The organism is Pseudomonas coronafaciens pv. oryzae str. 1_6 (assembly GCF_000156995.2).
GTDB lineage: Bacteria > Pseudomonadota > Gammaproteobacteria > Pseudomonadales > Pseudomonadaceae > Aquipseudomonas > Aquipseudomonas tremae.
This window is the reverse complement of the sequence record NZ_CP046035.1, coordinates 3,083,745-3,106,233: the sequence shown is the minus strand read 5'-3', so window position 1 is coordinate 3,106,233 and position 22,489 is coordinate 3,083,745. Positions and strand designations below refer to the sequence as shown.

Sequence of the window (22,489 nt, the reverse complement as noted above, 5' to 3'; positions counted from 1 at the left end):
AGCATGGAAAAGGGAATAAGGGATTTTGTATCAAGTGTTAATGCGAATCTGTACTATTCGCAAAAAAATCCTGCTGGGTCCCAAGAGGCCTGGTTTCTTGCCAAGGGCAGCACCTCAATGCGTCGTACTCTCGTTTCTCTTTGTATCATTCAGGCCATATCTCAAAACGCCTGGGCCGAGCAGCCCACTGCCGGTCAACCTTCACTGGAATTGCAGAACATCGACATCCAGAGTACGGCCAGCGCCGATACGGCGCAGGGGCCGGTGGAAGGTTATCGCGCCACGCGCTCTGCCAGCGCAACACGTACCGACACCTCTTTGCATGAAACGCCGCAGTCCGTCAGCGTCATGACCCGTGATGCGGTAGAGGACATCGGCTCCACGCGTCTGCAGGATGCGCTCGACTATGCCGGCGGGGTCGGTCGGGCCAACAATTTCGGTGGGCAGGGCCTGACGACGTTCACCGTTCGCGGCTTCACCACCGGCGAGTTCTACCGCAACGGCTTCCCGATCAACCGGGGTTACCCGAACATGCCTGATGCCAACAGCATCGAGCGTCTTGAAGTGCTGCGCGGTCCGGCGACCACACTGTATGGCCGTGGCGATCCCGGCGGTACTTTCAACGTAGTGTCGAAACAACCGCTCAGCGAGCCCAAGGTCACACTGGGCAGCCAGCTCAATGACCAGGGCATGAAGCGCGGCACACTGGACGCTTCTGGCCCGCTGGATGATGAAGGGCGCTTCGCTTATCGCCTGAACGTCGTGGGCGAGGGTGGTGACACCTTCCGGGATCACGTCGAAACCGAGCGCTATGGCGTGGCACCCGTATTGAGCTGGCAGGTCAACGACGCGACCCGCATCACCTTCGAGGGGGATTTCATGCGCAACAACGCGCCGCTGGATCGGGGCCTGACGCGCTATGCCAACCAGACGAGCACCGCTTCTCGAGACACTTTCTTTGGCGAGAAGAGCGTGGGCAAGCTGCACAATGACAACAACATGGCGCAGCTGCGCTTCGATCACGACCTGAACGCCGACTGGAAGCTGGGCGGCGGCGTGCAGATACTCGACGGCTCGCTGCAGGGCGATGCCATCGAGGCCAACGGCCTGGCTGCCGACGGTCGCACCCTCGGACGCAACTTCAACTATCGCAAGCTGGAGTGGACCGACCGCGACGTGCAACTGAACCTTACCGGGTATTTTTCTGCTGGCGGCTTCGACCACACCTTGCTGACCGGGGTCGAATACGAAGACTACGACTACAAGTCGATCATCCAGCGCTCCAGTGGCGCGGTCAGTGCCTACCCCATCGACATTTTCAACCCGGTCTATGGGCAGGCTCGGCCTGCGCTGACCCGAACCACCACCCATGACAAGGAAAACCTGAAAACCTGGGCGGCTTTCGTGCAGGACCAGGTGGCGTTGACCGAGCGCCTGAAGCTGCTGGGAGGCGTACGTCTGGAGCGTTTCGAGCACGATTACGATTCATTCCTGCCCGGCACCAGCAGCTGGACAGCCAGTGATAATGCGGTCACGCCACGCATTGGCCTCAGCTATGACCTGACCGACACCGTCGCGGTTTATGCCAACACGGCACGCTCGTTCAAACCCAACAGCGGTGCCAGCCGTCTGGGTGGCGGATTCAAGCCGGAAGAAGGCAAGTCTTACGAGATCGGCACCAAATGGGAGGCGCTGGACGGGCAATTGAGTGTCGATGCAGCGGTCTACCAGATCGAGAAACGCAACGTGCTGACCACCGACCCGGTAGATTCCACATTCAGCGTGGCGGCAGGCGAAGTGCGCAGTCGTGGTCTTGACCTCAACATGGTCGGCAACCTGACCCCCGAGTGGCGGATGATGGGCAGCTACGCCTATGTCGATGCCGAAGTGACCAAGGACAACACGCTGCGCCCCGGCACACGGCTGATGAACATCCCCGAACAGACCTTCAGCCTGCTCAATGTCTACGAATTTCAGGACGGTGCCTTGCGTCGCCTGGGGCTTGGCGCTGGCGGACGTTACGTCGACCAGCGTGCTGGTCGTACCGCCAATGTCGCCTTCTCGATGGACAGCTACACCGTTTTCGACCTGCTGGCTTATTACAAGGTCAATCAGCACGTGAAGCTGAATCTCGACTTGAAGAACGTGTTCAATACTGAGTACGAAGAAGGCGCGTTCGGTAACGTCTACGCCTATCCGGGAGCCCCGCGAACGGTGCAGGTGGGAGTCGCTTATACGTTGTGATGCTGCACGTATATGCTTCTTGTATAGAAAGCCTGACCCTTTTCAGGGGCGGGTTGAGCGGCGCGTGTCGCTGATATAAAACCCCGGTCGCACGGGCATTGAATCATGAGTACTGGTCTGACTTTGAAAACCCGACACGGTGGCGAAGTTTGCCATACTGGAACTGCTCCTTGCCGGGTAAAATATCCGCCCCCGCTGCTTTGAGCGCGGTCATGTTATCCGTCAAGGCTTTAGTGGCAGCGTCCTTTTGCTGGAAGGTGTTGCCTAACAGCAAGCTGGCATTGCCCACTTCTCCGATCTGGAATTTATAGCCGGCCTCTTGTAACGCCTTGATCTGTTTTGCGAGCCGGGAAGATGCTTCGTTTTCCCTGGCATACACATGAAAACCGCCAATGAGGGCGGGGTTGCCTTCACCATTGGCGGCTTTCAGTTGTTCGGCAAACTTGACCAGACCACTCTGCGGGCCAGCGGTCAGGCCACCCCCCCAGTTACTGTCCTCGACAACAATGCTTCCTTTAAAGCTGGCATTGCGCGCGGATCTAATCAACGTGGTCTGCATGTCGGCCCATTCCTGACTGGCACTCTGACCGCCCTGGTTAAACGTATCCAGCACGAAACCGGGGCGACTGCCGAACTTTTTGACCACACTGCTGATGTCGGCCGCAGCCTGCTTCAACTTGTCTCCCGTCAGCACGTTGCCGCTGCCCTGGTTCGCATTGTCACGAAAAGTGAACTGAACTTTTACACCCTGTTTGCCCCCTTCATTAAGCAGTGCCCTGAGCTTATCCATCTGCTGGGAATCCTGAATCTGAACATGGGTCATCTGGATGCGTAACGTCCCGCCTCCAATCGCTTTCAGCTCCTGAATCATCTTTGTGGCAGCCGCAGGTGTGGCGATGTCATCAGGATTGACGTTGGCCCCCCCGCGCGCTGGCGGGGCGACAGTTTTGGCTGGCTCTGAAGAGGCGGCTTTTTCAGTTTCCTTGGCTTTTTTTTCTGCTGAAAGGACCGTGCTGTCTTTAACCGCGGCCACTTCGTCGCGAGAAGCCTTTGGATCGTCGTGGCTGACACGCGCTTTTTGACTGGCAATCAAAGCCGTGTCTGATGAGGAAGCTTCGCTCTCCAGTGACCGAGTATTTCGACTGAGCATCATTCTTGTGTAAACGGGGGACGTCTCCGGTGTCGCTGCGGTGCGCCTGTCGGAGGCCGTGTAGGTGTCGAGTTTTGCCTGCTTATCCGGATTAGCTTCAGTCGCGACAGCGTCCACGGTCCGAGTGGTCCCGTCTGTCTTTGCAGGCCTTTCGTTGGCGGCCGTAAGAGGGTCATATGACCTGGCGGTGCGGATATTCATCGAATGTCTCTGTAGGCTCTGTACGAAAAGTGGCTGCGCTCGGCGAAACAGGAGAGTGAGTCGTCAGGGAAGCAATAACTTATTAAATGACAGTGTTCATATAGCTGGTTGGGGTAGTTGTGATGACGCTTTTATTAACGTTCAGCTTTTCCTGTTTTTTTCTTAATATGCTTTTTGGGGCAAAAATGTATGTTGAGCCTTAATCTGTCGGCAGCGAGTGACGCATAAACAGAGCGCTCAGGGCAACAAAAATTATGAGTGGCTGCGGTCAAGCCACCTCCCCAGTGACTGTAGCTCCCTGTTGGTAACGTTCATGAGACGTGCGGCCTTGTTTATTACAGCAGGTTTTTCTGTCGCACCCATCGAAAGGTCATAGGGCTGTTGATGTTCATCGAGCGTCTCTGTAAAGGGGTAAATTCGGCGGCGATGCTCAAGGTGTCAATTATCTATATCCAGTACTCAACAGTAAAATATATAAGTGCCGAGCGCCCTGAGTTATTGAATGTCGTTAATAATAAGAAGGCGTGAAAAGAGCGTTAAATAAATCAATGCCTGTGTTCGCCTTTTAGGGCGCGGCTAAGACTTTTAAATACTCCGCTCGTCACGCCAAACAGGTTCACGCACTGATCACGGCAGGTCAGGAAGACGCAGTGCACGTCACTCAAACACCCGAATCGGCGACCCCGCATGCCAGGCCAGAATGTCCTCGATCATCTGCCCATAGAACGTCCGGTAGTTGTTCTCGGTGACATAACCGATATGCGGGGTTGCCAGCACGTTATCCAGCGTGCGGAACGCATGGTCGGCGGGCAGCGGTTCGATGTCGAAGACGTCCAGCGCCGCGCCTGCGATCCTGTGCTGTTGCAGCGTCTCGATCAGTGCGGCCTGATCGATTATCGGGCCGCGTGACGAGTTGATCAGGTAGGCGCCTGGCTTCATCCAGCCCAGTGCTTCTGCATCCACCAGCCCACGGCTGCGGTCGCTGAGCACCAGGTGCACCGACAGCACGTCGGCCTGCTCGAACAATTGCTGTTTGCTGACATAAGTGACGCCCGATTCGGCTGCGGTTTCTGCGGTCAGGTTCTGGCTCCAGGCAATGACGTTCATGCCGAATGCCTGCCCATAACGCGCGATCCACTTGCCGATACTGCCCAACCCGAGGATGCCAAGCGTTTTGCCATGCAGGTCACTGCCCAGGCCGACCTGCCAGTTGCCAGCGCGCAGCGAATTGGCTTCGCTGACCAGATTGCGGGTGATGCCCATGATCAGTGCCCAGGTCAGTTCCGGAGCCGCATTTTTATAGCTTTCAGTGCCGCACACGACAATGCCCTGTCGTTTGGCGGCTGCCGTATCAATGGCAGCGTTACGCATGCCGCCAGTGACCAGCAACTTGAGTTGGGGCAGCTGGCTGAGCAGCGCTTCGTCGAACAGGGTTCGCTCGCGCATCACACAAATGATGTCGAACGCCTGCAGGCGCTGCACCATGGTCGGCGTGTCGGCAGGGTAGTCGTGCAAAAAACTCACGTCGCCCACTGAGTCGAGTGCCGACCAGTCCACCACGTCGCTCGCGACGTTCTGCCAGTCATCAAGCACGGCGATGTTCAATGGGGTCATGTCTGCAGTCCTCATGGTGACGTTTGCTGAAAGGGTTAGTTGAACAGGCTGGCGGCAATGTTGATCGAGAAGCCCAGAATAGCTGTGTTGAAGACGAAGCAGATCAGCGATTGGCCCAGCACGACCTTGCGCATTTCACGCGTCGCCACGCCGACATCCGAGGTCTGAACCGCGACGCTGATGGTGAACGAGAAATACAGGAAGTCCCAGTAATCAGGGTGCTGCTCACCGCCGACAAATGCCAGCGCCGGCTCCTTGCCTTTCCAGGTGTAGAACACGCGCGCGTAATGCAGGCTGAAGATTACGCCGATCATCAGCCAGGAACCGATGACGGTCAGGCCGGTAAAGGCGTGATGAAGCATGCGGGCATCGCTGGAAAGCCCCTTGCTGCTCGCAATCTCGACGATGATTGCAGCCAGGCTGGCCAGCGCCGCGACGCACACCGTGACGAGGATGACGCCAGCGTTTTCGTCTTCCATCAGGGCGACCTGGCGGACATCCTGAGCATTGCTGCGCAGGGTGCGGACGAAAATCAGGATCAGGTACAGCCAGACGCCTGTGTCCCAGCCGGTCAATAAACTCTGCGTGAGTGTTGCCTGGGGTATAAGCCAAGCCCAGGCGATGCCAGCGGTCAGTCCAACCAGAGCTGCGAGAGTCAAGCGAGGGCGGGTGCGGGCGAGATGGCGCATGCGGTTTAGTCGTTACTGGATGTTGCGAGACAGTAGCACGGCCATTCGACGGGCCAAATCCGATTTGAAAAAAAACGGCGCGCAAGGGGGTTGCGCGCCGTTTGCCAGCATCGTGGCGAGTCAGCTTTGAATACAGGTTTGTTTCAACGCACCAGGCAAGGCTGTTTGTTGTTGAATTTCCAGTCGGCGATCAGAAACTGCATGGCCACGGCGTCGTTGCGTGCGCCCAGGCCCATGCCTTTATAGAGCTCGTGCGCCTTGGCCAACTGGTCCATGTCCAGTTCGACACCAAGCCCCGGCGTCTTCGGTACATCGACCTTGCCGCCGACGATCTGCAGCGGGGCCTTGGTCAGGCGCTGGCCGTCCTGCCAGATCCAGTGAGTATCGATTGCCGTGATGTTGCCTGGCGCTGCGGCGGCGACATGGGTGAACATTGCCAGCGAAATATCGAAATGATTGTTGGAATGCGAACCCCAGGTCAGGCCCCATTCGTTGCACATCTGAGCCACCCGGACCGAGCCCTGCATGGTCCAGAAGTGCGGGTCGGCCAGTGGAATGTCCACCGATTGCAACTGAATGGCATGGCCCATTTCACGCCAGTCGGTGGCGATCATGTTGGTTGCTGTCTTAAGGCCAGTGGCGCGGCGGAACTCGGCCATGACTTCGCGACCGGAAAAGCCGTTTTCCGCACCGCATGGGTCTTCGGCATACGCCAGCACGTGATGTTGATCACGGCACAGGCGGATGGCTTCCTTGAGTGACCAAGCACCATTGGGGTCGAGGGTGATGCGCGCTTCGGGAAAACGCTCGGCCAAAGCGGTGACTGCTTCGATCTCCTGGTCGCCGCCTAATACGCCGCCCTTGAGTTTGAAGTCCTGGAAGCCGTAACGCTGGTGCGCTGCCTCGGCCAGACGCACTACTGCCTCGGGGGTGAGCGCTTCTTCATGGCGAATGCGGAACCAGTCGTTGGCAGCGTCGGGTTCGCTGCGGTAGGCCAGATCGGTCTTGCGCTGGTCGCCGACGTAAAACAGGTAGCCAAGCATCTCGACCTGGTCACGCTGCTGTCCTTCGCCCAGCAACGCCGCCACAGGGACTTCCAGGTATTGACCCAGCAAGTCGAGCAGCGCGGCTTCGAGTGCGGTAACCGCATGAATGGCGATGCGCAGGTCGAAGGTTTGCAGGCCGCGACCGCCAGAATCGCGGTCGGCGAAGGCCTTGCGTGCCTCGTTGAGAATCTTCTGGTAAGTGCCGATGCTGCTGCCGACCACCAGTGAGCGGGCGTCCTCCAGGGTCTGGCGGATAAGCTCGCCGCCAGGCACTTCGCCGACGCCGACGTGCCCGGCGTTGTCCTTGAGGATGACGATATTGCGGGTGAAATAGGGGCCGTGTGCGCCGCTGAGATTGAGCAGCATATCGTCATGCCCGGCCACCGGCACGATCTGCATTTCGGTAATGACGGGCGCCTTGCCGGTGATATTGGAGTGCTGAATGTTCATGGCGGGTCCTGTAAAAAGTACGGCCTTTGAATGCGGCCTTTAAAAACGGGCGGTCGTTCAGTGAGCTGCCGGGGTCTGGATCGCGGCGACCGGCGTTGCGCCCGGTTTGGGCGTGTTGCGCGCGGCAAAAACAATGATCGCGGCAATGATCGATGTCGCGGTCAGGCCATACAGGCCGCCCTGAATCGAGCCGGTGTGCTCTTCCAGCAGGCCAAATGTGGTGGGTGCCACGAACCCGCCGAGGTTGCCGACCGAGTTGATCAGCGCGATGACCGCAGCAGCGATTCGGGCATCCAGATACGCCTGAGGAATAGGCCAGAACAGTGAGGAGGCCGATTTGAAACCGAGGGCGGCGAAACAGATGGCAACGAAAGCAAAGATCGGGCTACCGGTGGTAGACATGAACATTCCGGCGGCAGCGATCAGCAGGGCAATCGCGACCCACGCCTGCTGGCGTTTCCATTTGGCCGAAAGGGTTGCGAAGACGTACATACCGATGATCGACAGCAGCCACGGAATCGAGTTGAACATGCCCACTTCAAAATCGGTCATGTTGCCCATTTTCCTGATGATGCTCGGCAGCCAGAAGGTTGCTGCATAAATGGTCAACTGAATGAAGAAATAGATCAGGCAGAACAGGATGATCTGACTGTCCTTGAGGAGCTGGCCGATAGACGCCTTCACCGGCGTCGCCGCTTCACGGGCAGCCTGCTCGGCGTCGATGGCATTGACCAGCGCATCCTGTTCTTCACGGGTCAGCCATTTGGCATCGTGCGGTTTGGAGTCCAGCCAGAACCAGACGAAGAAGCACAGCCCGACCGAGAACATGCCTTCGATGAAATACATCCACTGCCAGCCTTTCAGGCCCAGGCCGGTGATTTGCAGCAGCAGGCCGGACAGCGGGCCGGAGATCAGAGAGGCGATGGCCGAGCCGCTGAGGAAGATGGCAATTGCCTTGCCACGCTCGACGCCGGGCAGCCAGCGGGTGAAGTAGTAGATCACCCCCGGAAAGAAGCCGGCTTCGGCCACGCCCAGCAGAAAGCGCAGGATATAAAAGTGCGTTTCGTTCTGGATAAAGGCCATGCAGGCGGCAACGATGCCCCAGGTGAGCATGATCCGCGTCAGCCAGATACGTGCGCCTACTTTTTGCAGCAAGATATTGGAGGGGACTTCGAACAGCGCGTAACCGATGAAGAACAGCCCTGCACCCAGCCCGTAGGCAGCAGCACCGATCCCCAGATCGTGCTCCATGTGCGAGCGCACGAAGCCGATGTTCACCCGGTCGATGTAATTGACGATAAACATGATGACGAATAGCGGCAGGACATGACGTTTGACTTTCGATACGGCTGAATTCAGCACCGAATCTGTGCCGTCGGCCATCCTGGAACTGGATGTGCTCACAGATGAATCTCCCACTCGTTGTTTTTATGCGGGTATGTGCAGGGTGTGTCCCGTGCATTATCGGTCATCATACAAGTAAAAACCGGTTTCGCAATCCCCTCGATGTGGTTGATTCACATGTCTGATGAGCAAGCGATGGGCGAAAATTCTTGTCAATTTGAGACTGGTCAGAGGCTCGATTAATGGAGTTAATCTTATTTAAAACAATTAGATAGATATTTTCTATAAGACTTTTCTCTTGCTGCTATGGATGATTTTTCCGATGCTTGACGGCACAAGTTACAATCAACGCTGAAACAATACGCTTTGACACGTCTAATCAGCTTGTAATACAAGTCGGACAACCGGTAGGGCTTTGAAACCGGGCTCTCCGCGCATTTGCTGTCGCTATGGCACTGTTCCAGGCCTGATGTGGCAGCACAATCAGACAAGTCAGGATTACTCGCCATGCAGGAACCTCTCAGTGCCGCGCCCAAGCGCCGTCAGCACAGCCTCGCCACGGATCTGGTCACCGAGTTGAGTCAGCGTATTTTGCTGGGCAAGATCGCGCCGGGTCAGAAGTTGCCGTCCGAAAACCAGATTGTTCGGGAGCATGGTGTCAGCCGTACCGTGGTCCGCGAAGCGATTTCCAGGTTGCAGGCTTCCGGTCTGGTGATCACTCATCATGGCATTGGCACCTTTGTGCTGGAGCGGGGCGATCAGACCGGTCTGCGCCTCAAGGTCGAAACCGTTTCCAGGGTGCGCGACATCATCGAACTGCGCATCGGGCTGGAAACCCAGGCCGTTGCCTTGGCCGCTGTGCGTCGTACCGATGAGCAACTGGCGGCCATGCGTCAGGCGCTGGACGATTACCAGAGCCTGCTGGCGAAGGAGGACAGCTGTGTCGAAGCCGACAAGCGCTTTCACATGCTGATCGCCGAAGCGACCGGCAACCCGTACTTCATGGAGATCATGCAGCATCTGGGCAGTGCGGTTATTCCGCGCAGCCGCATCGCCTCGAGCGAGAGGGCCGGCAACAACCTGGCGCATCAGGGGTATCTGGCCAACCTGGAGCACGAAGCGCTGCTCAGCGCCATTCGCCGCAAGGATCCTGACGCAGCCAGGGCCGCGATGTGGACACACCTGAGCAACAGTCGCGAGCGACTGGTGCCGATGGAGTAGGGCCGGCGCTAAGGTTTGGCATCGAGTACGCCGAGCATCACGTCGCTCTGCCACTCGAAATACGGGTTGAACGTCAGACGTGCGTGGATTTTGCCCGGCTCGGTGTAGCCCCAGTCCGAATACCACACGGGTTCGCCCGCCATGCATTTCGCGGTGTCCGGCGCGCTCTGGCCGTTCCAGCAGATACGCTGACTGCCCGCCACGCCATAGAGCGGGTTGTCCGGCGAAAAAAGCATTCCCATGTGCGAAAAACGGCTGATGCGATAGTCCGGCATGTAATCCGTGCGCACCTCAACGCGAGGTGTCTTTGTGGTGCCCTCAGGCAGGTCGCCGTACCAGATCAGGCGGCTGGCCGGGTGGCTGAAACGCTGAAGGAAGTTGTCCAGCACATAATCGGTGTCCAGCACCGAATCGTGTTCGGCGATCGCGATGAACACGGGCTTTTCGTAGCGCTGTCGATGCAGGCGATTCTGTGCGAGCGCACTGCTGCGATAGAACTGGGCAAAACCGTTGGTGGGCACATTCATGTAGCGCACCGGGGTCTGCATGGGGCGCAGGCCGCCATCGGGTTTTGCCAGCCAGGGCCTGACCCAGCCGATCCATGGTGTCAGCCAGGCGTAGCCATTGTTGGAGCGAAATGCCGGTGAGAAGAGCACCAGACCGGCAATTTCGTCGTGATCATAGGCGTAGTCCAGAACCAGATTGGCGCCGGTGGAAAAACCGCCCAGGTAGACTTTGGGGACTTCCTGGCCGAGCAGTTGCGCCTGCTCGCGCACTACTTGTTGCCATTGCTCAAGGCTCACATTGAGCATGTCCTCGGGTTTGGTGCCGTGCCCTGGCAGCAGCACGGTGCGCACCAGAAAGCCCTGATCCGCGAGTTTTCGGGCGACATCGTGGAACGACCACGGCGAATCGCCCAGCCCGTGTACCAGCAGCACACCGGCCTTGATCGTCCCGTTTGGAGTCCATTCGCGTGGTGCATTCCAGTCAAGCTCCGCGCGGTGATCATCGGTCTGGAAAGTGCGCTGATTGCGGATCAGTTCGACGGTCCGTTGCCGGTAATCGTCGAAACGTGTGTCCGGTACGTCGTTGTCAGCCATTGAGGTGCAGGCTTGCAGGGTCAGCAGTGACAGCAAACCGGCGAGTCGGGATCTGATCAAATCTAGGGGCCTCATGCTGGGGGACAGTCCAAACGATCAATCATGCATTGCAGTTCAACGCGGGCACGCCGTCAGGTACATCGCGCGCTGTGTCACTTTCAGGCACACTCGGATGCTCCATAACTTCAATAAAATGCATCCACATGCCGAACCATTGCAAGCCTTGCCCAGCGTCGGGAGCCTTTCATGTTTGCGCTTGATCGAGCGCTGGCGCAGGACATCGTCGCCCGGGCGATGGCCATTCTGCCTTACAACGTCAACGTCATGGACTACCTGGGCATCATCATCGGCAGTGGTGACCCGCATAGGCTGTGCACTCGTCATGAAGGGGCGCAAAAGGTCCTTGCCAGCAGTCAGGTTGTAGAAATCGACTCCCGTGCTGCCTTGCAACTGGGTGGCGTCAGGCCAGGAGTCAATCTGCCTTTGATGCTGGACCATCAACTGGTCGGCGTACTGGGCATCACCGGCGAACCGGATGAGGTTCGCGTGTATGGCGAGCTGGTGAAGATGACCGCCGAGATGCTCATGGAGCATCGTCGTCAGCAGGCTGGCCGTGAGTGGCGCGCACAACGCAGCGAGGACCTGCTGGCTCGCTTGCTGTTGCCCTATTGCCCCGAGAGCCTGGTGGACGAAGCGCGCCAGCTGGGGCTGCAACCGCATTTGCCGCGCCAGGTGGCATTGATCCAGTTCGACCCACAGGGTGCATTTGCCAGCCAGATCGCAAGCTGGCTGGGTTCGCGCTGCACCGACAGCTGGTGCGTACTGCGCGAGCCCGGTTTTCTGTACTGGTGTCGACCGGTGCCCAAGGAGCGGGACGACGGGCTGCTGCTCAAACAGATTAATGATCGCGGCTGGCCGGTATCACGCATCGCAACCGCCGCGCCATCCTCTGACTTGCCGGCATTACGGCATGCCTGCGTAGCAGCTCGGGATCTGCTGGATTACGCCGCTCAGGCCAGACCGGAGCAACGCATCCTGCATCTTGACGCGTTCCGTTTGCCGGTGCTGTTCTGGCGCTATCGTCACGATTGGCTGGCTGCGGAGATAGCCGAGCCGGTGGTGCGTTTGCAAAAACACCCGCAATTGCTTGATACCTTGTGCATGTGGTTCGAACACAGCGGCGAGAGCCAGACCTGCGCACAGGCGCTGGGCATTCATCGCAACAGCCTGCGTTACCGGCTGGAGAAAATTGCCGAACTGACCGATTGCGATCCGTACAAGACCGGTGACTTGCTGCGCCTTTACGTGGGTGCGCAAATGATTACCCGTCACCAATAAGCAGGGCTTTGGTCAAATGCCCGAGAAGCGCTGAGTATCATTGTGCGAAGCGCTGGCGGCAAAGCGGGCGCCGGATGAGAGCATGCGGGCACTGGATATGGAGAACAACAATGAAAATAGTGATTGCCCCCGACTCGTTCAAGGACAGCCTCAGCGCCCAGGCAGTTGCCGACGCAATCGCCAGCGGTCTGGCCGAAACCTGGCCGGATGCCGAACTGATCAAGTGCCCGATGGCCGATGGCGGGGAGGGCACCATCGAAGCGCTGCTAGCTGCCTGTAACGGCACACTGATGAGTGCCAGCGTCAGCGGACCACTGGGTGAACTGGTCGAAGCCCAATGGGGCTGGCTGGCCGACAGCAAGACCGCAATCATCGAAATGGCCATGGCCAGTGGTTTGCAATTACTGAGGCTTGACCAGCGTAATGCCTGCGTGACCAGCACAGAAGGCACCGGGCAGTTGATTCTTGCAGCACTGGACGCGGGTGCGCAGCGGGTCATTCTGGCCATTGGCGGCAGCGCGACCAATGACGCTGGCAGCGGCATGCTCAGTGCTCTGGGCGCGCGCTTTCTCGATGCCGATGATCAGCCGCTGCAGCCAGGCGGGCTTGCGCTTGCCGACCTGTCCCGTATCGACCTCGGCGGTTTTGATCCACGCTTGTCAGCCGTGCGCATCGAGATTGCCGCCGACGTCGATAATCCCCTGTGCGGGCCGAACGGCGCCTCGCATATCTTCGGTCCGCAAAAAGGCGCTTCGCCCGAACACGTCATGGCACTGGACGCCGCGCTCGGTTGCTTCGCCGACCACTCGGCGAAAATCCTTGGCCGGGACCAGCGCAACAGCCCGGGCAGCGGTGCGGCAGGGGGGATGGGCTTTGCAGCCAAGGCTTACCTGAATGCCTCGTTTCGAGCAGGGGTCGAAGTGGTTGCCGACCTGACCGGGCTTGAACAGCTGTTGGAGGGCGCTGATCTGATCATCACCGGTGAAGGCCGTTTCGACGCACAGACCCTGCGTGGCAAGACGCCTCTTGGCGTGGCGCGAGTCGCGCAGCGCCAGCAAGTGCCGGTGATTGTCCTGGCGGGAACGCTGGGCGAGGGCTACGAGCAGCTCTATGCGCATGGCATCGGCGTTGCCTTTGCCTTGGTCAGTGGGCCGATGAGCCTAGAGCAGGCCTGTCAGGATACTCGCCGCCTGCTGCATGATCGCGCGCGGGACATTGCCCGGCTTTGGCAACTGGCCGCAAGACATTGATGACAGCCCTCTGATCAGGGGCCCCACGCATGGCGACCGCACAGGATGACTAAAAAGCCTTAAGTTCACTGAACGCTCTAAAGAATTGTCGAGCAGCGACGATACGCTGGCGGTTGTCTGACAACTCCTCGCCCGACACCCCCCTCTAAATACAAAAGAGCACTGGTCATGAACTTACGCAAACTCACTATCGCTCGTCGCGCCGGCCTGGGGTTTACCCTGATATCGCTGCTGGTCGCGTTGCTTGGCTGGTTCGCGCTGGCGCAGATGTCGACCATTCGACAGAGCGAGGTGGCAGTGGAGACCAACTGGCTGCCCAGTATGCGGGTGGTCGGTGATATCCGGGAAATCATGCTGCGGATTCGTACCATCTCTCTGCGTATGGCACTGGATACCGATCCTGCGAGCATCCCGACCTATCGTGGGCAGATGGATGTGCGCCTGGGTGATCTGGGCAAGAAGCTGGACGTCCTCAAGACCTTTGTCGACACACCTGAAGAGAAAACCCTGACCGATCAGTTCATGGTGACAATGGGCCAATACCGCAGTGCGCTGGATCGCTCCTTTGTTCTCGCAGGGCAGGGCGACAGTGCCGGCCTGAACAAGCTGCTGCTGGTCGATATGAAACAGATCGTCGACGGCTCAGGCAAGCAGCTCAATGACCTCGCCGATTTTTATGTCACCAAAGTCGATGCGGAAGGCAAGTCGGCCGAAGCCCAGTACACCAAGTCGCGCGACATCGTCATCGCTTTTGTTGTCCTCGCCGCACTCTGCACCATCGGTCTGGCCCTGTGGCTGACGCGCAGCATCGTTCGTCCGCTGCAGCGTGCAGTGACGGCTGCCGAGCAGGTTGCCAACGGTGACCTTACCCACACCATCGAAGTCGATGGTGAAGACGAAGTCACCCGTCTGTTGCGTGCGCTGGCGATGATGCAGGTCAACCTGCGCGAAGCCATGCGACACATCGGCAGCTCGGCGACCCAATTGGCGTCGGCAGCCACTGAACTCAACTCTGTCACTGAAGACAGCTATCGCGGATTGAATCAGCAGAATGCGGAAATCGATCAGGCCGCCACGGCGATCAACGAAATGACTTCGGCGGTAGAAGAAGTCGCTCGTAACGCCGTGTCCACTTCCGATGCGTCCAGTCAATCCAGCACCTCGGCACGTGCGGGCCAGGCGCGGGTGATCGAGACCGTGCAGTCTATCCAGACGCTGACTGACAACGTGCAGGCCACCTCAACCCTGGTGCAGAACCTGGCCAACCAGTCGCAGGATATCGGCAAAGTGCTGGACGTCATTCGGTCTATCGCCGAACAAACCAACCTGTTGGCGCTCAATGCGGCTATCGAGGCAGCGCGTGCCGGCGAGTCGGGTCGTGGCTTTGCGGTGGTGGCGGATGAAGTGCGGGCGCTGGCACACCGTACTCAACAGTCGACGCTGGAGATCGATTCCATGGTCGGCGCCATGCGCAGCGGTTCTGCGCAGGCGCTTGATTCGATGAATACCAGCCGTGACCGCGCCGACTCAACCCTGGCACTGGCCAAGGGGGCAGGTGAGTCGTTGAGTGAAATCACTTCGTCGATCAACCAGATATCCGAGCGAAATCTGGTCATTGCCAGTGCTGCGGAAGAGCAGGCGCAGGTGTCGCGTGAAGTCGATCGTAACATCGTCAACATTCGTGATCTGTCGATGCAGTCGACTCAGGGTGCCAACCAGATCAGCGCATCGAGCCACGAATTGTCGCGTCTGGCGGCAGATCTGAATCAGGTGGTCTCACGCTTCAAAGTGTAAAACCCTACCTTGATACAGGTTGTGTCCGCTTGCCGCCGCTCGACCGTGCGCGCATTATGCCCACGGTCAAAATGACCATCGGTACAGTCTGGACACATACCTTATCGAAGGGGGTGGCATCGCGTCATGGACAATAACAATCATACCTTCAGCAGTTGGCTGCGCTCTCCAGCCCATCATCAATGGCTGGCACTGGAGGGTAACCGCCTGCTGGCTTTCGCCAAGGCCGCCAGGCTGGAAAACGGCTTCGGCAGTCTGGATGACTACGGCCGCCTGATGGTGGGTGCCACCGCTGAAACCATGAACACCGCGCGCATGACCCATTGTTTTGCAATGGCTCACGCACAAGGCATTCCCGGCTGCGCCGCGCTGGTCGATCACGGTATTGCTGCCCTGCAGGGGCCGTTGCGCGATGCCGAGCACGACGGCTGGTTCAACGCCACGCTCGAAGACGGCGGGACAACCGGTAAACAGGCTTATCTGCATGCCTTTGTGGCACTGGCTGCCAGCTCGGCAGTCGTCGCGCGTCGCCCTGGCGCGCAGGCACTGCTGTCCGACGCGATCAACGTGATCCAGACCCGCTTCTGGAGCGAGCAGGAAGGTGCAATGCGCGAGTCATTCGCGCAGGACTGGAGCGACGAAGAGCCCTATCGCGGTGCCAATAGCAACATGCACAGCACCGAAGCCTTTCTTGCCCTGGCAGACGTGACCGGCGACGCGCAATGGCTCGACCGGGCGCTGAGCATTGTCGAGCGGGTGATCCATCAGCATGCCGGCGCCAATGACTTTCAGGTCATCGAGCACTTTTCCCAAAGCTGGGAGCCGCTCGCCGATTACAACCGTGAAAACCCTGCTGATGGCTTTCGGCCTTTCGGCACCACGCCCGGTCACGCTTTCGAGTGGGCGCGTTTGCTGTTGCACCTGGAAGCAGCGCGGCGCCGTGCAGGGCGTGGCAATCCTGAATGGTTACTCGACGATGCGCGGAGCCTGTTCGCCAATGCCTGTCGCTACGGCTGGGACGTGGACGGTGCGCCTGGCATTGTCTATACCCTCGACTGGCAGAACACGCCCGTGGTTCGCCATCGCCTGCACTGGGTTCACTGTGAGGCGGCCGCCGCAGCCGCTGCATTGTTGCAACGCACCGGCGAGCAACAATACGAAGAGTGGTATCGCTGCTTCTGGGAGTTCAACGAAACCCTGTTCATCGACCATGAACACGGCAGCTGGCGACACGAACTGAACGAGCGCAACGAGCCGAGCGAGGATATCTGGCCAGGCAAGCCCGACCTGTACCATGCGTATCAGGCCACGTTATTGCCGGTACTGCCGCTTGCCCCCAGCCTGGCTAGCGCACTGGCGTCCCCAGCCTGACCGGGTGCAGAAGCAAAGGTGTCAGAGCGCAGGGATGCGTTTGTCTGTCAGGCGAATGATCTGTCGGGCTAGAAAGCTGCCCGTCAGAATCACGCCGAACAGGCGCAGGGTCTGCATGGCCAGCACAAAACCGACGTCTGCGTGAGTGTCGATTGCGATGATCGCCATTGTGTCCAGCCCGCCTGGGCTGGTAGCCAGGTAAACCGAGAGGTAGTCCTTGTCCATCATTACCGCGATCAGCCAGGCTGACAGCGCGCAAAGCACAATCAGCAGCAGCGAGGCCAGCACCATCATCGGCAGTCTTCTCCAGACGTATTGCACGGTAGGGCGATCAAAGCGCAAGCCGACGTAGCAGCCAATAGCGCCATAACCTATAGGCAGCAGCCAGTCCGGAATGGTGATTTGCATCACGCCGCTCAGTTGCAGCGCACCGCCCAGCATCAACGGTACCAGCAAGGCGCCCGCCGGCAACCTAGAGCCCAGCACTACGCCCGCCACGATAACCGCCAGGCTCAACCCCAGATCCACAAGGCTCAGGCTCTGTATGACAGCGTCGCTGACGTGCGCCTGTGCGCCGGAAACCGGGACGCCGATGAAATGGCTGACCAGCGCGCCGATGGTCACCACGCAGACCACTCGCACGTATTGCATCGTCGCCACAACGCGTGAATCGGCACCGTAGTCCTCGGACATGGCGACCATCGCCGAAGCGGCACCTGGTGAAGTACCCCAGGCCGCAGTGTTGCTGGGGATACCTGCAAAACGCACCAGTACCAGGCCGACTGCGGCACTGAGCATGACGGTGAGAATCGTCGCCAGCAACATGACTGGCCATGACTTCAGTGCCGTCAGCAGTACGCTGGCTGACATCGCATGGGCGATCAGCACGCCAACCGTGCCTTGACCCAGCTGAAACACTTTCTTGGGCAAACGAATCGTGGCGCCCGACACGCCGAAACCAATGGCTACCAGCATCGGGCCAAGGAACATTGCAGCAGGCATCTCAAACAGCTTGAGCAACTGCCCGGCAGCCCCAGCCAGCAGGATCAGGCCCGCCCATTGGACCAGCGGGGGAAGGGTGGGTATCGAAAAACGTGCCGCCTGTGACAAGGACGATCTCCTTGAGTGGTGTGGATTACAGGCATCAGTATCGACATCACAACCAATCAAGTCTATTTTCTAATAATCATGAATTGATAACTTTGGTTGATGAATATGGACCTGCGGGATCTCAATTATTTCGAAACCATTGCGGAGCTGGGGCACCTCGGCCGTGCAGCGGAAAAGCTCAATCGCAGCCAGCCGGCACTGACCAAAAGCATCCAGCGCCTTGAAGAATCGTTCGGGACGAAGCTGTTTCAACGAGACGGCCGACGGATCAAGCTGACCCCTGTGGGCGAGCTGCTGCAGGCTCGCGGCAAGGAGCTGCAACAGAGCGTGGCTCAGACCCAGCGTGAGGTACGGGACTTTGCCAGCGGCATGGTGGGCAATATTCGCGTCGGCTGTGCTGCGACGATGGCGGAATACCTGATGCCGAAACTGACGTCGGCGCTGTTGCAGCGCACGCCGGACGTTACGTTCAAACTGGTGATCGGCCAGGATGACCTGTTGCGCGAGTCGCTGCGTTCCGGTCAGTTGGACATGATCATTTGTGCATTGGCGCCCGACAGCGAAGACGTCAGCAGCTTTGCCATCTTCAGGGATGAAGCTGTGGTGATTGCTGCCAAGCATCACCCGATCTTCAAGGGTCCATTGAAGATGAGTGATCTGTGTGGATACCGCTGGGTGTTGCCGCCGGTAAGTGTTTCATCGCGTAAATGGCTGGACGCGACCTTTGCTGCGCACGGCTTGCCGCTGCCGATGGTGCAGATAGAAGCCAATTCCATTTCTCTTCTGCCGGGCCTGATTGCACAGGGCAACCTGTTGAGCTTCATCGCCCGAGAGTCACTTGAATTCGGCAAGACCATGCAACATCTGCGCGAGGTGCCGCTTGAACAGACCACATTGAAGCGCACCATCGGCGTGACCCTGCGCAAGGGCGGCTACCTGTCGCCTGCTGCAGAAGGGATGCTGCAGATGCTGCGTGACAACGGCGGGGACTTTCTGGTTTGGGGGTGAGCATGCCTGGTTAGCGTCAGACCGCCGTTGCCTGTCAGAGAGCCCCCTTGCGCGCCTTGCTGTTCATGATTTGCAGGCTTCCTTGCAAGCAAGGCTCATCGCTCACTCAGGTACTTCGCCAGCGCCTCGGCACCGAGTTCCACGGTCGAGCTGGTGCCTGTCCAGCTACAGGCGAGCATCAGGTTGCGTGGCAATCCAAAGTCTTCAACCGTGAAGCCGCGCTGGTCCTGACCGTTTTCATCGTGAGGTACCAGCTCACGTAAAGAAGCTACCGGGTCAAAGTACGCCCATACCGGCTTGTTCAGCGCCACTGCCATGCCGATTTCAAAAGCTGTTCCCGAATCCGGCTCCAGACCGCGAAACACATTCAGGTTGGCAAGTACGGCTGTACAGCGGTGGATCATCGCGACGTTCATCGCATAGATCTGCTGCGCCGTTTCATGGGGTTCGCGACCGGGCGTAGCCTCATTGTCGAAGGGGTACAAACCCTCAAGCCCATGCGCTGTACACAACGCCTTGAGATAGCGGCCGTGCTCGACTGCGTCCGGTCTGAATACGTCAAAACCTGCGAGATAAACCAGTGGTGCTTGCATATCCGACTCTCTGCTGCCGATAAAATCCCGGCAATACTAAGGCCCACAGGCCGTGCGGGCTACATGCCGCTGATCGGCCCGCAGACAATCGACAGCCGTTTGCGCTGGAATCTGTACGGATAACCAGTATCCTTGTGACCCTGATTACCTGCGGTGTGAACACTCGCCTTGAATACCTCGCCTCTCGAGAATCCTTTTTACTATCTCGAAAACTTCCGGCACGTCCTCGGCTGGATCGCGCAACGTTACGATGATCTGCTCGACACGTCCGAGCGGCGATTCATCAGCGAGTTCGCTGACTTGCCTGTGCCTGCGCAGGGGTTGCTGGTGCGTATGGTCATGCGCAAGGGGGTGTTGTTTCGGGCCAGCAAGCTGAGTTATGCCGAGATTGGTGACCCTCGTGACGCCGTGCTGCCATTGTTGGCGCGCGACTGGGTCGATCTCAGCCCGCCACTGGGTTTGAGCGAACTGTTCCAGTTGTTGCGCAGAGAGGAGCTGAATCAGTGTTTCAAAAGCCACGCGGTCAAAGGCCCTGAGCGCAAGCACGAATGGATGACGCGCTTGCAACCGCTGTATGAATCGCCGCAACCGCTCGAACAGTGGCACCCATCGCTGACCGATGCGGTTTTTGCTCTGAAGATCATGCCGCTCTGTGATCGCCTGCGCTTGTTGTATTTCGGCAATCTGTATCAGGAGTGGTCCGAATTCGTTCTGGCCGATCTGGGCATCTACAGGTACGAAAAAGTCGAATTTTCGACCGCGTCGCGGGCGATCCAGGCGCGCGCAGACATCGACGTGTGCCTGCAACTGCATGACTGCCGGGAAGCGCTGGACACCTGCACCGACCTGCAGGAACTTGCAGAACGCGTCATTGCCATTCAGTGCGGTAATCCCTGGCTGCGCATGCGTCATGCCAAATTGCTGTTCCGTATCGGGCAACAGGCAGAACGCGCGCAGGACTGGTGCCTGGCAATGTCGGTGTACGCGCACTCAAGCTATGCGGGGGCGCGTTCAAGGCGGATTCGCGTGCTGGAACGCAGCGCAGAGTACGTTGAGGCACTGAGGCTGGCAGAGCAGGCACAACTAGAGCCTGAAAGCGAAGCCGAGGTCCAGCATCTGTCGCGTGTCATGCCGCGGTTGCAGCGCAAGCTCGGTCTGGCTGCCGGTGCAAAACGCAAGACCCGCAGCGTTTCGCGGCTGGACGTGGAAATCACCCCAATGCCGGGTGTAAGTGTCGAACGGCTGATACGCCTGCACCTTGAAGAGCAGGGTGGCGAGGTGCATTACGTAGAGAATGCGTTGATCAATTCGTTGTTCGGGCTGCTGTGCTGGCGAGCAATTTTCGCCCCCTTGCCGGGTGCGTTCTTTCATCCTTTTCACAGTGCGCCCAGCGACCTGTACAGCCCTGACTTCTATCAGCGCAGGGCAGACCTGTTTGACGCCTGCCTGAAACAACTGGACTCAGATGAATACCTGGCAACCATACGCGAGCACTTTCAGAGCAAAACCGGTTTGCAATCGCCGTTCGTTTTCTGGGGAGCATTGACGCCCGAGCTTCTTGAGCAGGCCCTGCATTGTCTGCCCGCAGAGCATTTGCTTCACTGGTTTCGTCGCTTGTTGCAGGACATCAAGGCAAACCGGACCGGTATGCCGGACCTGATCCAGTTCTTTCCGGACCAACGTCGTTATCGGATGATTGAGGTCAAGGGGCCGGGCGATCGCTTGCAGGACAACCAGCTTCGCTGGCTGGACTTCTGCGCCGAGCATGGCATGCCGGTGGACGTGTGTTATGTGCGATGGTCGCTCGATAGTGCCGAGCAGCCAGTCAGTCAGGGCTTTCTGACGTCGTCATGATCGCTGTCAGGGTTCATGTCCGAGGCTTTTTTAGAGTCGTGTGGCTGGCCTTTCATGCCGTCTTTTTTAGCAGGTTCAGGGTCCATGCCTTTGGTGCCGGGGCTGGTACCCGGTGCGCCGGTGCTGGTTCCGTCGACATTCTTGTCAATACCAGTGCCAGGCACCGGTTTCATGCCGCTGTCGGGGTAGGTAGGGCCGGTAGAGCCCGCCATGACGCCGCCACTGGCACACGCCAACAGGGTTGCGAGACTCAGTGCCACCAGTCGTTTATCAATCATGATGAAAACCTCTGTGAGTGTCGGTGCTGCTGTCACCGCGCTTCAGCCCGGTAAGCGGAGCTGAAGCGCGCAGGGCTGGCCTGCCAGCGAACAAGGCCAGGCCCTGTCCGCGTGCGCTGTCGGATCAATTGGTTTTGGTTTTCTCGGTAACTTTGCTCTTGTCGTGGGTGCCGTGAGCGCCTTTGTCGTGCTTCATCGAACGCTCTGCAGCCGCTTCCTTGCTTTCATTCTGCGCGCCTGGGGTTTCGGACGAAGTACGGTCCATTGGCTGGGTGTTGGTGCCCGGCAGTTTGGTCGCATTCTTGTTGATCGGCGTCTCGTTGCCGGTCGTCGATTCAGCGAATACTGCACCTGAAGCTACAGCCATCAGGCCAGCCAGTGTAAGGGCAGTCAGTTTGGTCTTGATCATGATGTTTGCTCCGTTGTTTTAAAGTACTCACGTTGGTCATTGGCCAGTGGCCATAGGTGCCCTCTATCCCGACGAACGGTATGTGGCTACCACTTTTAGCAGGTTGCATACAGCAGCAACAAGGCGGCTTTGATATGGCTGCCTTTTGTGCGCTTTCGCAGGGCAATAATAGGCGCCTGTACCGCATTTTTAAGTCGCTTTAGCTATAACGTGACCGTCCGGTCATTTATTACCGATCTTAAAATGCACACTTTCTTACACTTTTATAACGCGGATAGCGTTAAGCCATTATGCTGATAGTGGCAGAACGATATTTCATCCAGGAAGGCGCAATATGCCTGAAAACACTGGGCGAAACACAAATCAAAGGCTCGTTGATCTGCAGAAATTCGCGACAAAAAAGTTTCCGCTTCGACATGATTCGT

The 22,489-nt window shown here is 58.4% G+C and carries 18 protein-coding genes and 1 pseudogene; 9 read left to right on the top strand and 10 right to left on the bottom strand.

What is annotated here, in order from left to right; all coding sequences use genetic code 11:
- Positions 1 to 117 precede the first annotated feature (117 nt).
- Positions 118 to 2,244, top strand: a complete 2,127-nt coding sequence (locus POR16_RS13980) for a TonB-dependent siderophore receptor (RefSeq protein ID WP_005893934.1) — start codon at positions 118 to 120, stop codon at positions 2,242 to 2,244.
- Positions 2,245 to 2,347: 103 nt separating this feature from the next.
- Here POR16_RS13980 and POR16_RS13975 read toward each other — a convergent pair whose 3' ends face one another.
- From POR16_RS13975 to POR16_RS13955, 5 genes are all read right to left on the bottom strand, one after another.
- Complete coding sequence (locus POR16_RS13975; RefSeq protein WP_042932691.1) at positions 2,348 to 3,595, bottom strand: cellulase family glycosylhydrolase; 1,248 nt, start codon at positions 3,593 to 3,595, stop codon at positions 2,348 to 2,350.
- Positions 3,596 to 4,252: 657 nt separating this feature from the next.
- A complete protein-coding gene (locus POR16_RS13970) occupies positions 4,253 to 5,209 on the bottom strand; it encodes a D-2-hydroxyacid dehydrogenase family protein (RefSeq protein WP_122381175.1) in 957 nt (318 codons plus the stop codon).
- A gap of 35 nt (positions 5,210 to 5,244) precedes the next feature.
- Positions 5,245 to 5,898 carry a DUF1345 domain-containing protein gene (locus POR16_RS13965; protein ID WP_005893938.1) on the bottom strand — a complete coding sequence of 218 codons (654 nt, stop codon included), beginning with the start codon at positions 5,896 to 5,898 and terminating at the stop codon, positions 5,245 to 5,247.
- A gap of 143 nt (positions 5,899 to 6,041) precedes the next feature.
- Positions 6,042 to 7,394: a glucarate dehydratase gene (gene gudD, locus POR16_RS13960; RefSeq protein WP_005893939.1), complete on the bottom strand. Its 1,353-nt coding sequence runs from the start codon at positions 7,392 to 7,394 to the stop codon at positions 6,042 to 6,044.
- Between the two features lie 57 nt (positions 7,395 to 7,451).
- Positions 7,452 to 8,777 (bottom strand): MFS transporter, encoded by a 1,326-nt coding sequence (locus POR16_RS13955; protein ID WP_005893940.1) that lies wholly within the window; start codon positions 8,775 to 8,777, stop codon positions 7,452 to 7,454.
- Positions 8,778 to 9,245: 468 nt separating this feature from the next.
- On the opposite strand from POR16_RS13955, the gene POR16_RS13950 reads away from it, so the two are divergent.
- Positions 9,246 to 9,959: a FadR/GntR family transcriptional regulator gene (locus POR16_RS13950; RefSeq protein ID WP_005893942.1), complete on the top strand. Its 714-nt coding sequence runs from the start codon at positions 9,246 to 9,248 to the stop codon at positions 9,957 to 9,959.
- Between the two features lie 8 nt (positions 9,960 to 9,967).
- Here POR16_RS13950 and POR16_RS13945 read toward each other — a convergent pair whose 3' ends face one another.
- Complete coding sequence (locus POR16_RS13945) at positions 9,968 to 11,059, bottom strand: alpha/beta hydrolase (RefSeq protein WP_042932715.1); 1,092 nt, start codon at positions 11,057 to 11,059, stop codon at positions 9,968 to 9,970.
- Positions 11,060 to 11,305: 246 nt separating this feature from the next.
- Between POR16_RS13945 and POR16_RS13940 the strand changes: the two genes are divergently transcribed.
- From POR16_RS13940 to POR16_RS13925, 5 genes and pseudogenes are all read left to right on the top strand, one after another.
- Positions 11,306 to 12,397: a sugar diacid recognition domain-containing protein gene (locus POR16_RS13940; RefSeq protein WP_122381174.1), complete on the top strand. Its 1,092-nt coding sequence runs from the start codon at positions 11,306 to 11,308 to the stop codon at positions 12,395 to 12,397.
- Between the two features lie 110 nt (positions 12,398 to 12,507).
- Entirely contained in the window at positions 12,508 to 13,647 is a 1,140-nt protein-coding gene (locus POR16_RS13935) for a glycerate kinase (RefSeq protein WP_005893947.1), read from the top strand.
- 168 nt (positions 13,648 to 13,815) lie between these two features.
- Positions 13,816 to 14,586: pseudogene (locus tag POR16_RS27085) on the top strand (HAMP domain-containing protein); the annotation flags it as partial.
- Positions 14,575 to 15,441, top strand: coding sequence for a methyl-accepting chemotaxis protein (locus POR16_RS27080; protein ID WP_371906424.1), 867 nt, complete (start codon positions 14,575 to 14,577; stop codon positions 15,439 to 15,441). The pseudogene POR16_RS27085 and the gene POR16_RS27080, both read left to right, overlap by 12 nt.
- Before the next feature lie 126 nt (positions 15,442 to 15,567).
- Positions 15,568 to 16,812, top strand: a complete 1,245-nt coding sequence (locus POR16_RS13925; RefSeq protein ID WP_122381173.1) for a D-mannose isomerase — start codon at positions 15,568 to 15,570, stop codon at positions 16,810 to 16,812.
- 21 nt (positions 16,813 to 16,833) lie between these two features.
- Here the strand turns inward: POR16_RS13925 and POR16_RS13920 are convergent, their stop codons facing one another.
- Complete coding sequence (locus POR16_RS13920) at positions 16,834 to 17,922, bottom strand: AbrB family transcriptional regulator (protein WP_005893951.1); 1,089 nt, start codon at positions 17,920 to 17,922, stop codon at positions 16,834 to 16,836.
- A 105-nt stretch (positions 17,923 to 18,027) separates the two neighbouring features.
- On the opposite strand from POR16_RS13920, the gene POR16_RS13915 reads away from it, so the two are divergent.
- Positions 18,028 to 18,930, top strand: a complete 903-nt coding sequence (locus POR16_RS13915; RefSeq protein WP_005893952.1) for a LysR family transcriptional regulator — start codon at positions 18,028 to 18,030, stop codon at positions 18,928 to 18,930.
- A 95-nt stretch (positions 18,931 to 19,025) separates the two neighbouring features.
- On the opposite strand, the gene POR16_RS13910 is transcribed toward POR16_RS13915, so the two are convergent.
- Entirely contained in the window at positions 19,026 to 19,523 is a 498-nt protein-coding gene (locus tag POR16_RS13910; RefSeq protein WP_005893953.1) for a nucleoside 2-deoxyribosyltransferase, read from the bottom strand.
- A gap of 168 nt (positions 19,524 to 19,691) precedes the next feature.
- On the opposite strand from POR16_RS13910, the gene POR16_RS13905 reads away from it, so the two are divergent.
- Positions 19,692 to 21,377, top strand: coding sequence for a VRR-NUC domain-containing protein (locus POR16_RS13905; RefSeq protein WP_005893954.1), 1,686 nt, complete (start codon positions 19,692 to 19,694; stop codon positions 21,375 to 21,377).
- On the opposite strand, the gene POR16_RS13900 is transcribed toward POR16_RS13905, so the two are convergent.
- Positions 21,353 to 21,655: a hypothetical protein gene (locus tag POR16_RS13900; RefSeq protein WP_005893956.1), complete on the bottom strand. Its 303-nt coding sequence runs from the start codon at positions 21,653 to 21,655 to the stop codon at positions 21,353 to 21,355. The genes POR16_RS13905 and POR16_RS13900 overlap by 25 nt on opposite strands.
- A gap of 124 nt (positions 21,656 to 21,779) precedes the next feature.
- Complete coding sequence (locus POR16_RS13895; protein WP_005893957.1) at positions 21,780 to 22,064, bottom strand: hypothetical protein; 285 nt, start codon at positions 22,062 to 22,064, stop codon at positions 21,780 to 21,782.
- Positions 22,065 to 22,489: the final 425 nt, after the last annotated feature.

Coding starts and splice junctions, on each gene's coding strand:
- POR16_RS13980 (WP_005893934.1), top strand. CDS start 118: ATGCGTCGTACTCTCGTTTCTCTTTGTATCATTCAGGCCATATCTCAA.
- POR16_RS13975 (WP_042932691.1), bottom strand. CDS start 3,595: ATGAATATCCGCACCGCCAGGTCATATGACCCTCTTACGGCCGCCAAC.
- POR16_RS13970 (WP_122381175.1), bottom strand. CDS start 5,209: ATGACCCCATTGAACATCGCCGTGCTTGATGACTGGCAGAACGTCGCG.
- POR16_RS13965 (WP_005893938.1), bottom strand. CDS start 5,898: ATGCGCCATCTCGCCCGCACCCGCCCTCGCTTGACTCTCGCAGCTCTG.
- gudD (WP_005893939.1), bottom strand. CDS start 7,394: ATGAACATTCAGCACTCCAATATCACCGGCAAGGCGCCCGTCATTACC.
- POR16_RS13955 (WP_005893940.1), bottom strand. CDS start 8,777: ATGGCCGACGGCACAGATTCGGTGCTGAATTCAGCCGTATCGAAAGTC.
- POR16_RS13950 (WP_005893942.1), top strand. CDS start 9,246: ATGCAGGAACCTCTCAGTGCCGCGCCCAAGCGCCGTCAGCACAGCCTC.
- POR16_RS13945 (WP_042932715.1), bottom strand. CDS start 11,059: ATGGCTGACAACGACGTACCGGACACACGTTTCGACGATTACCGGCAA.
- POR16_RS13940 (WP_122381174.1), top strand. CDS start 11,306: ATGTTTGCGCTTGATCGAGCGCTGGCGCAGGACATCGTCGCCCGGGCG.
- POR16_RS13935 (WP_005893947.1), top strand. CDS start 12,508: ATGAAAATAGTGATTGCCCCCGACTCGTTCAAGGACAGCCTCAGCGCC.
- POR16_RS27080 (WP_371906424.1), top strand. CDS start 14,575: ATGATGCAGGTCAACCTGCGCGAAGCCATGCGACACATCGGCAGCTCG.
- POR16_RS13925 (WP_122381173.1), top strand. CDS start 15,568: ATGGACAATAACAATCATACCTTCAGCAGTTGGCTGCGCTCTCCAGCC.
- POR16_RS13915 (WP_005893952.1), top strand. CDS start 18,028: ATGGACCTGCGGGATCTCAATTATTTCGAAACCATTGCGGAGCTGGGG.
- POR16_RS13910 (WP_005893953.1), bottom strand. CDS start 19,523: ATGCAAGCACCACTGGTTTATCTCGCAGGTTTTGACGTATTCAGACCG.
- POR16_RS13900 (WP_005893956.1), bottom strand. CDS start 21,655: ATGATTGATAAACGACTGGTGGCACTGAGTCTCGCAACCCTGTTGGCG.
- POR16_RS13895 (WP_005893957.1), bottom strand. CDS start 22,064: ATGATCAAGACCAAACTGACTGCCCTTACACTGGCTGGCCTGATGGCT.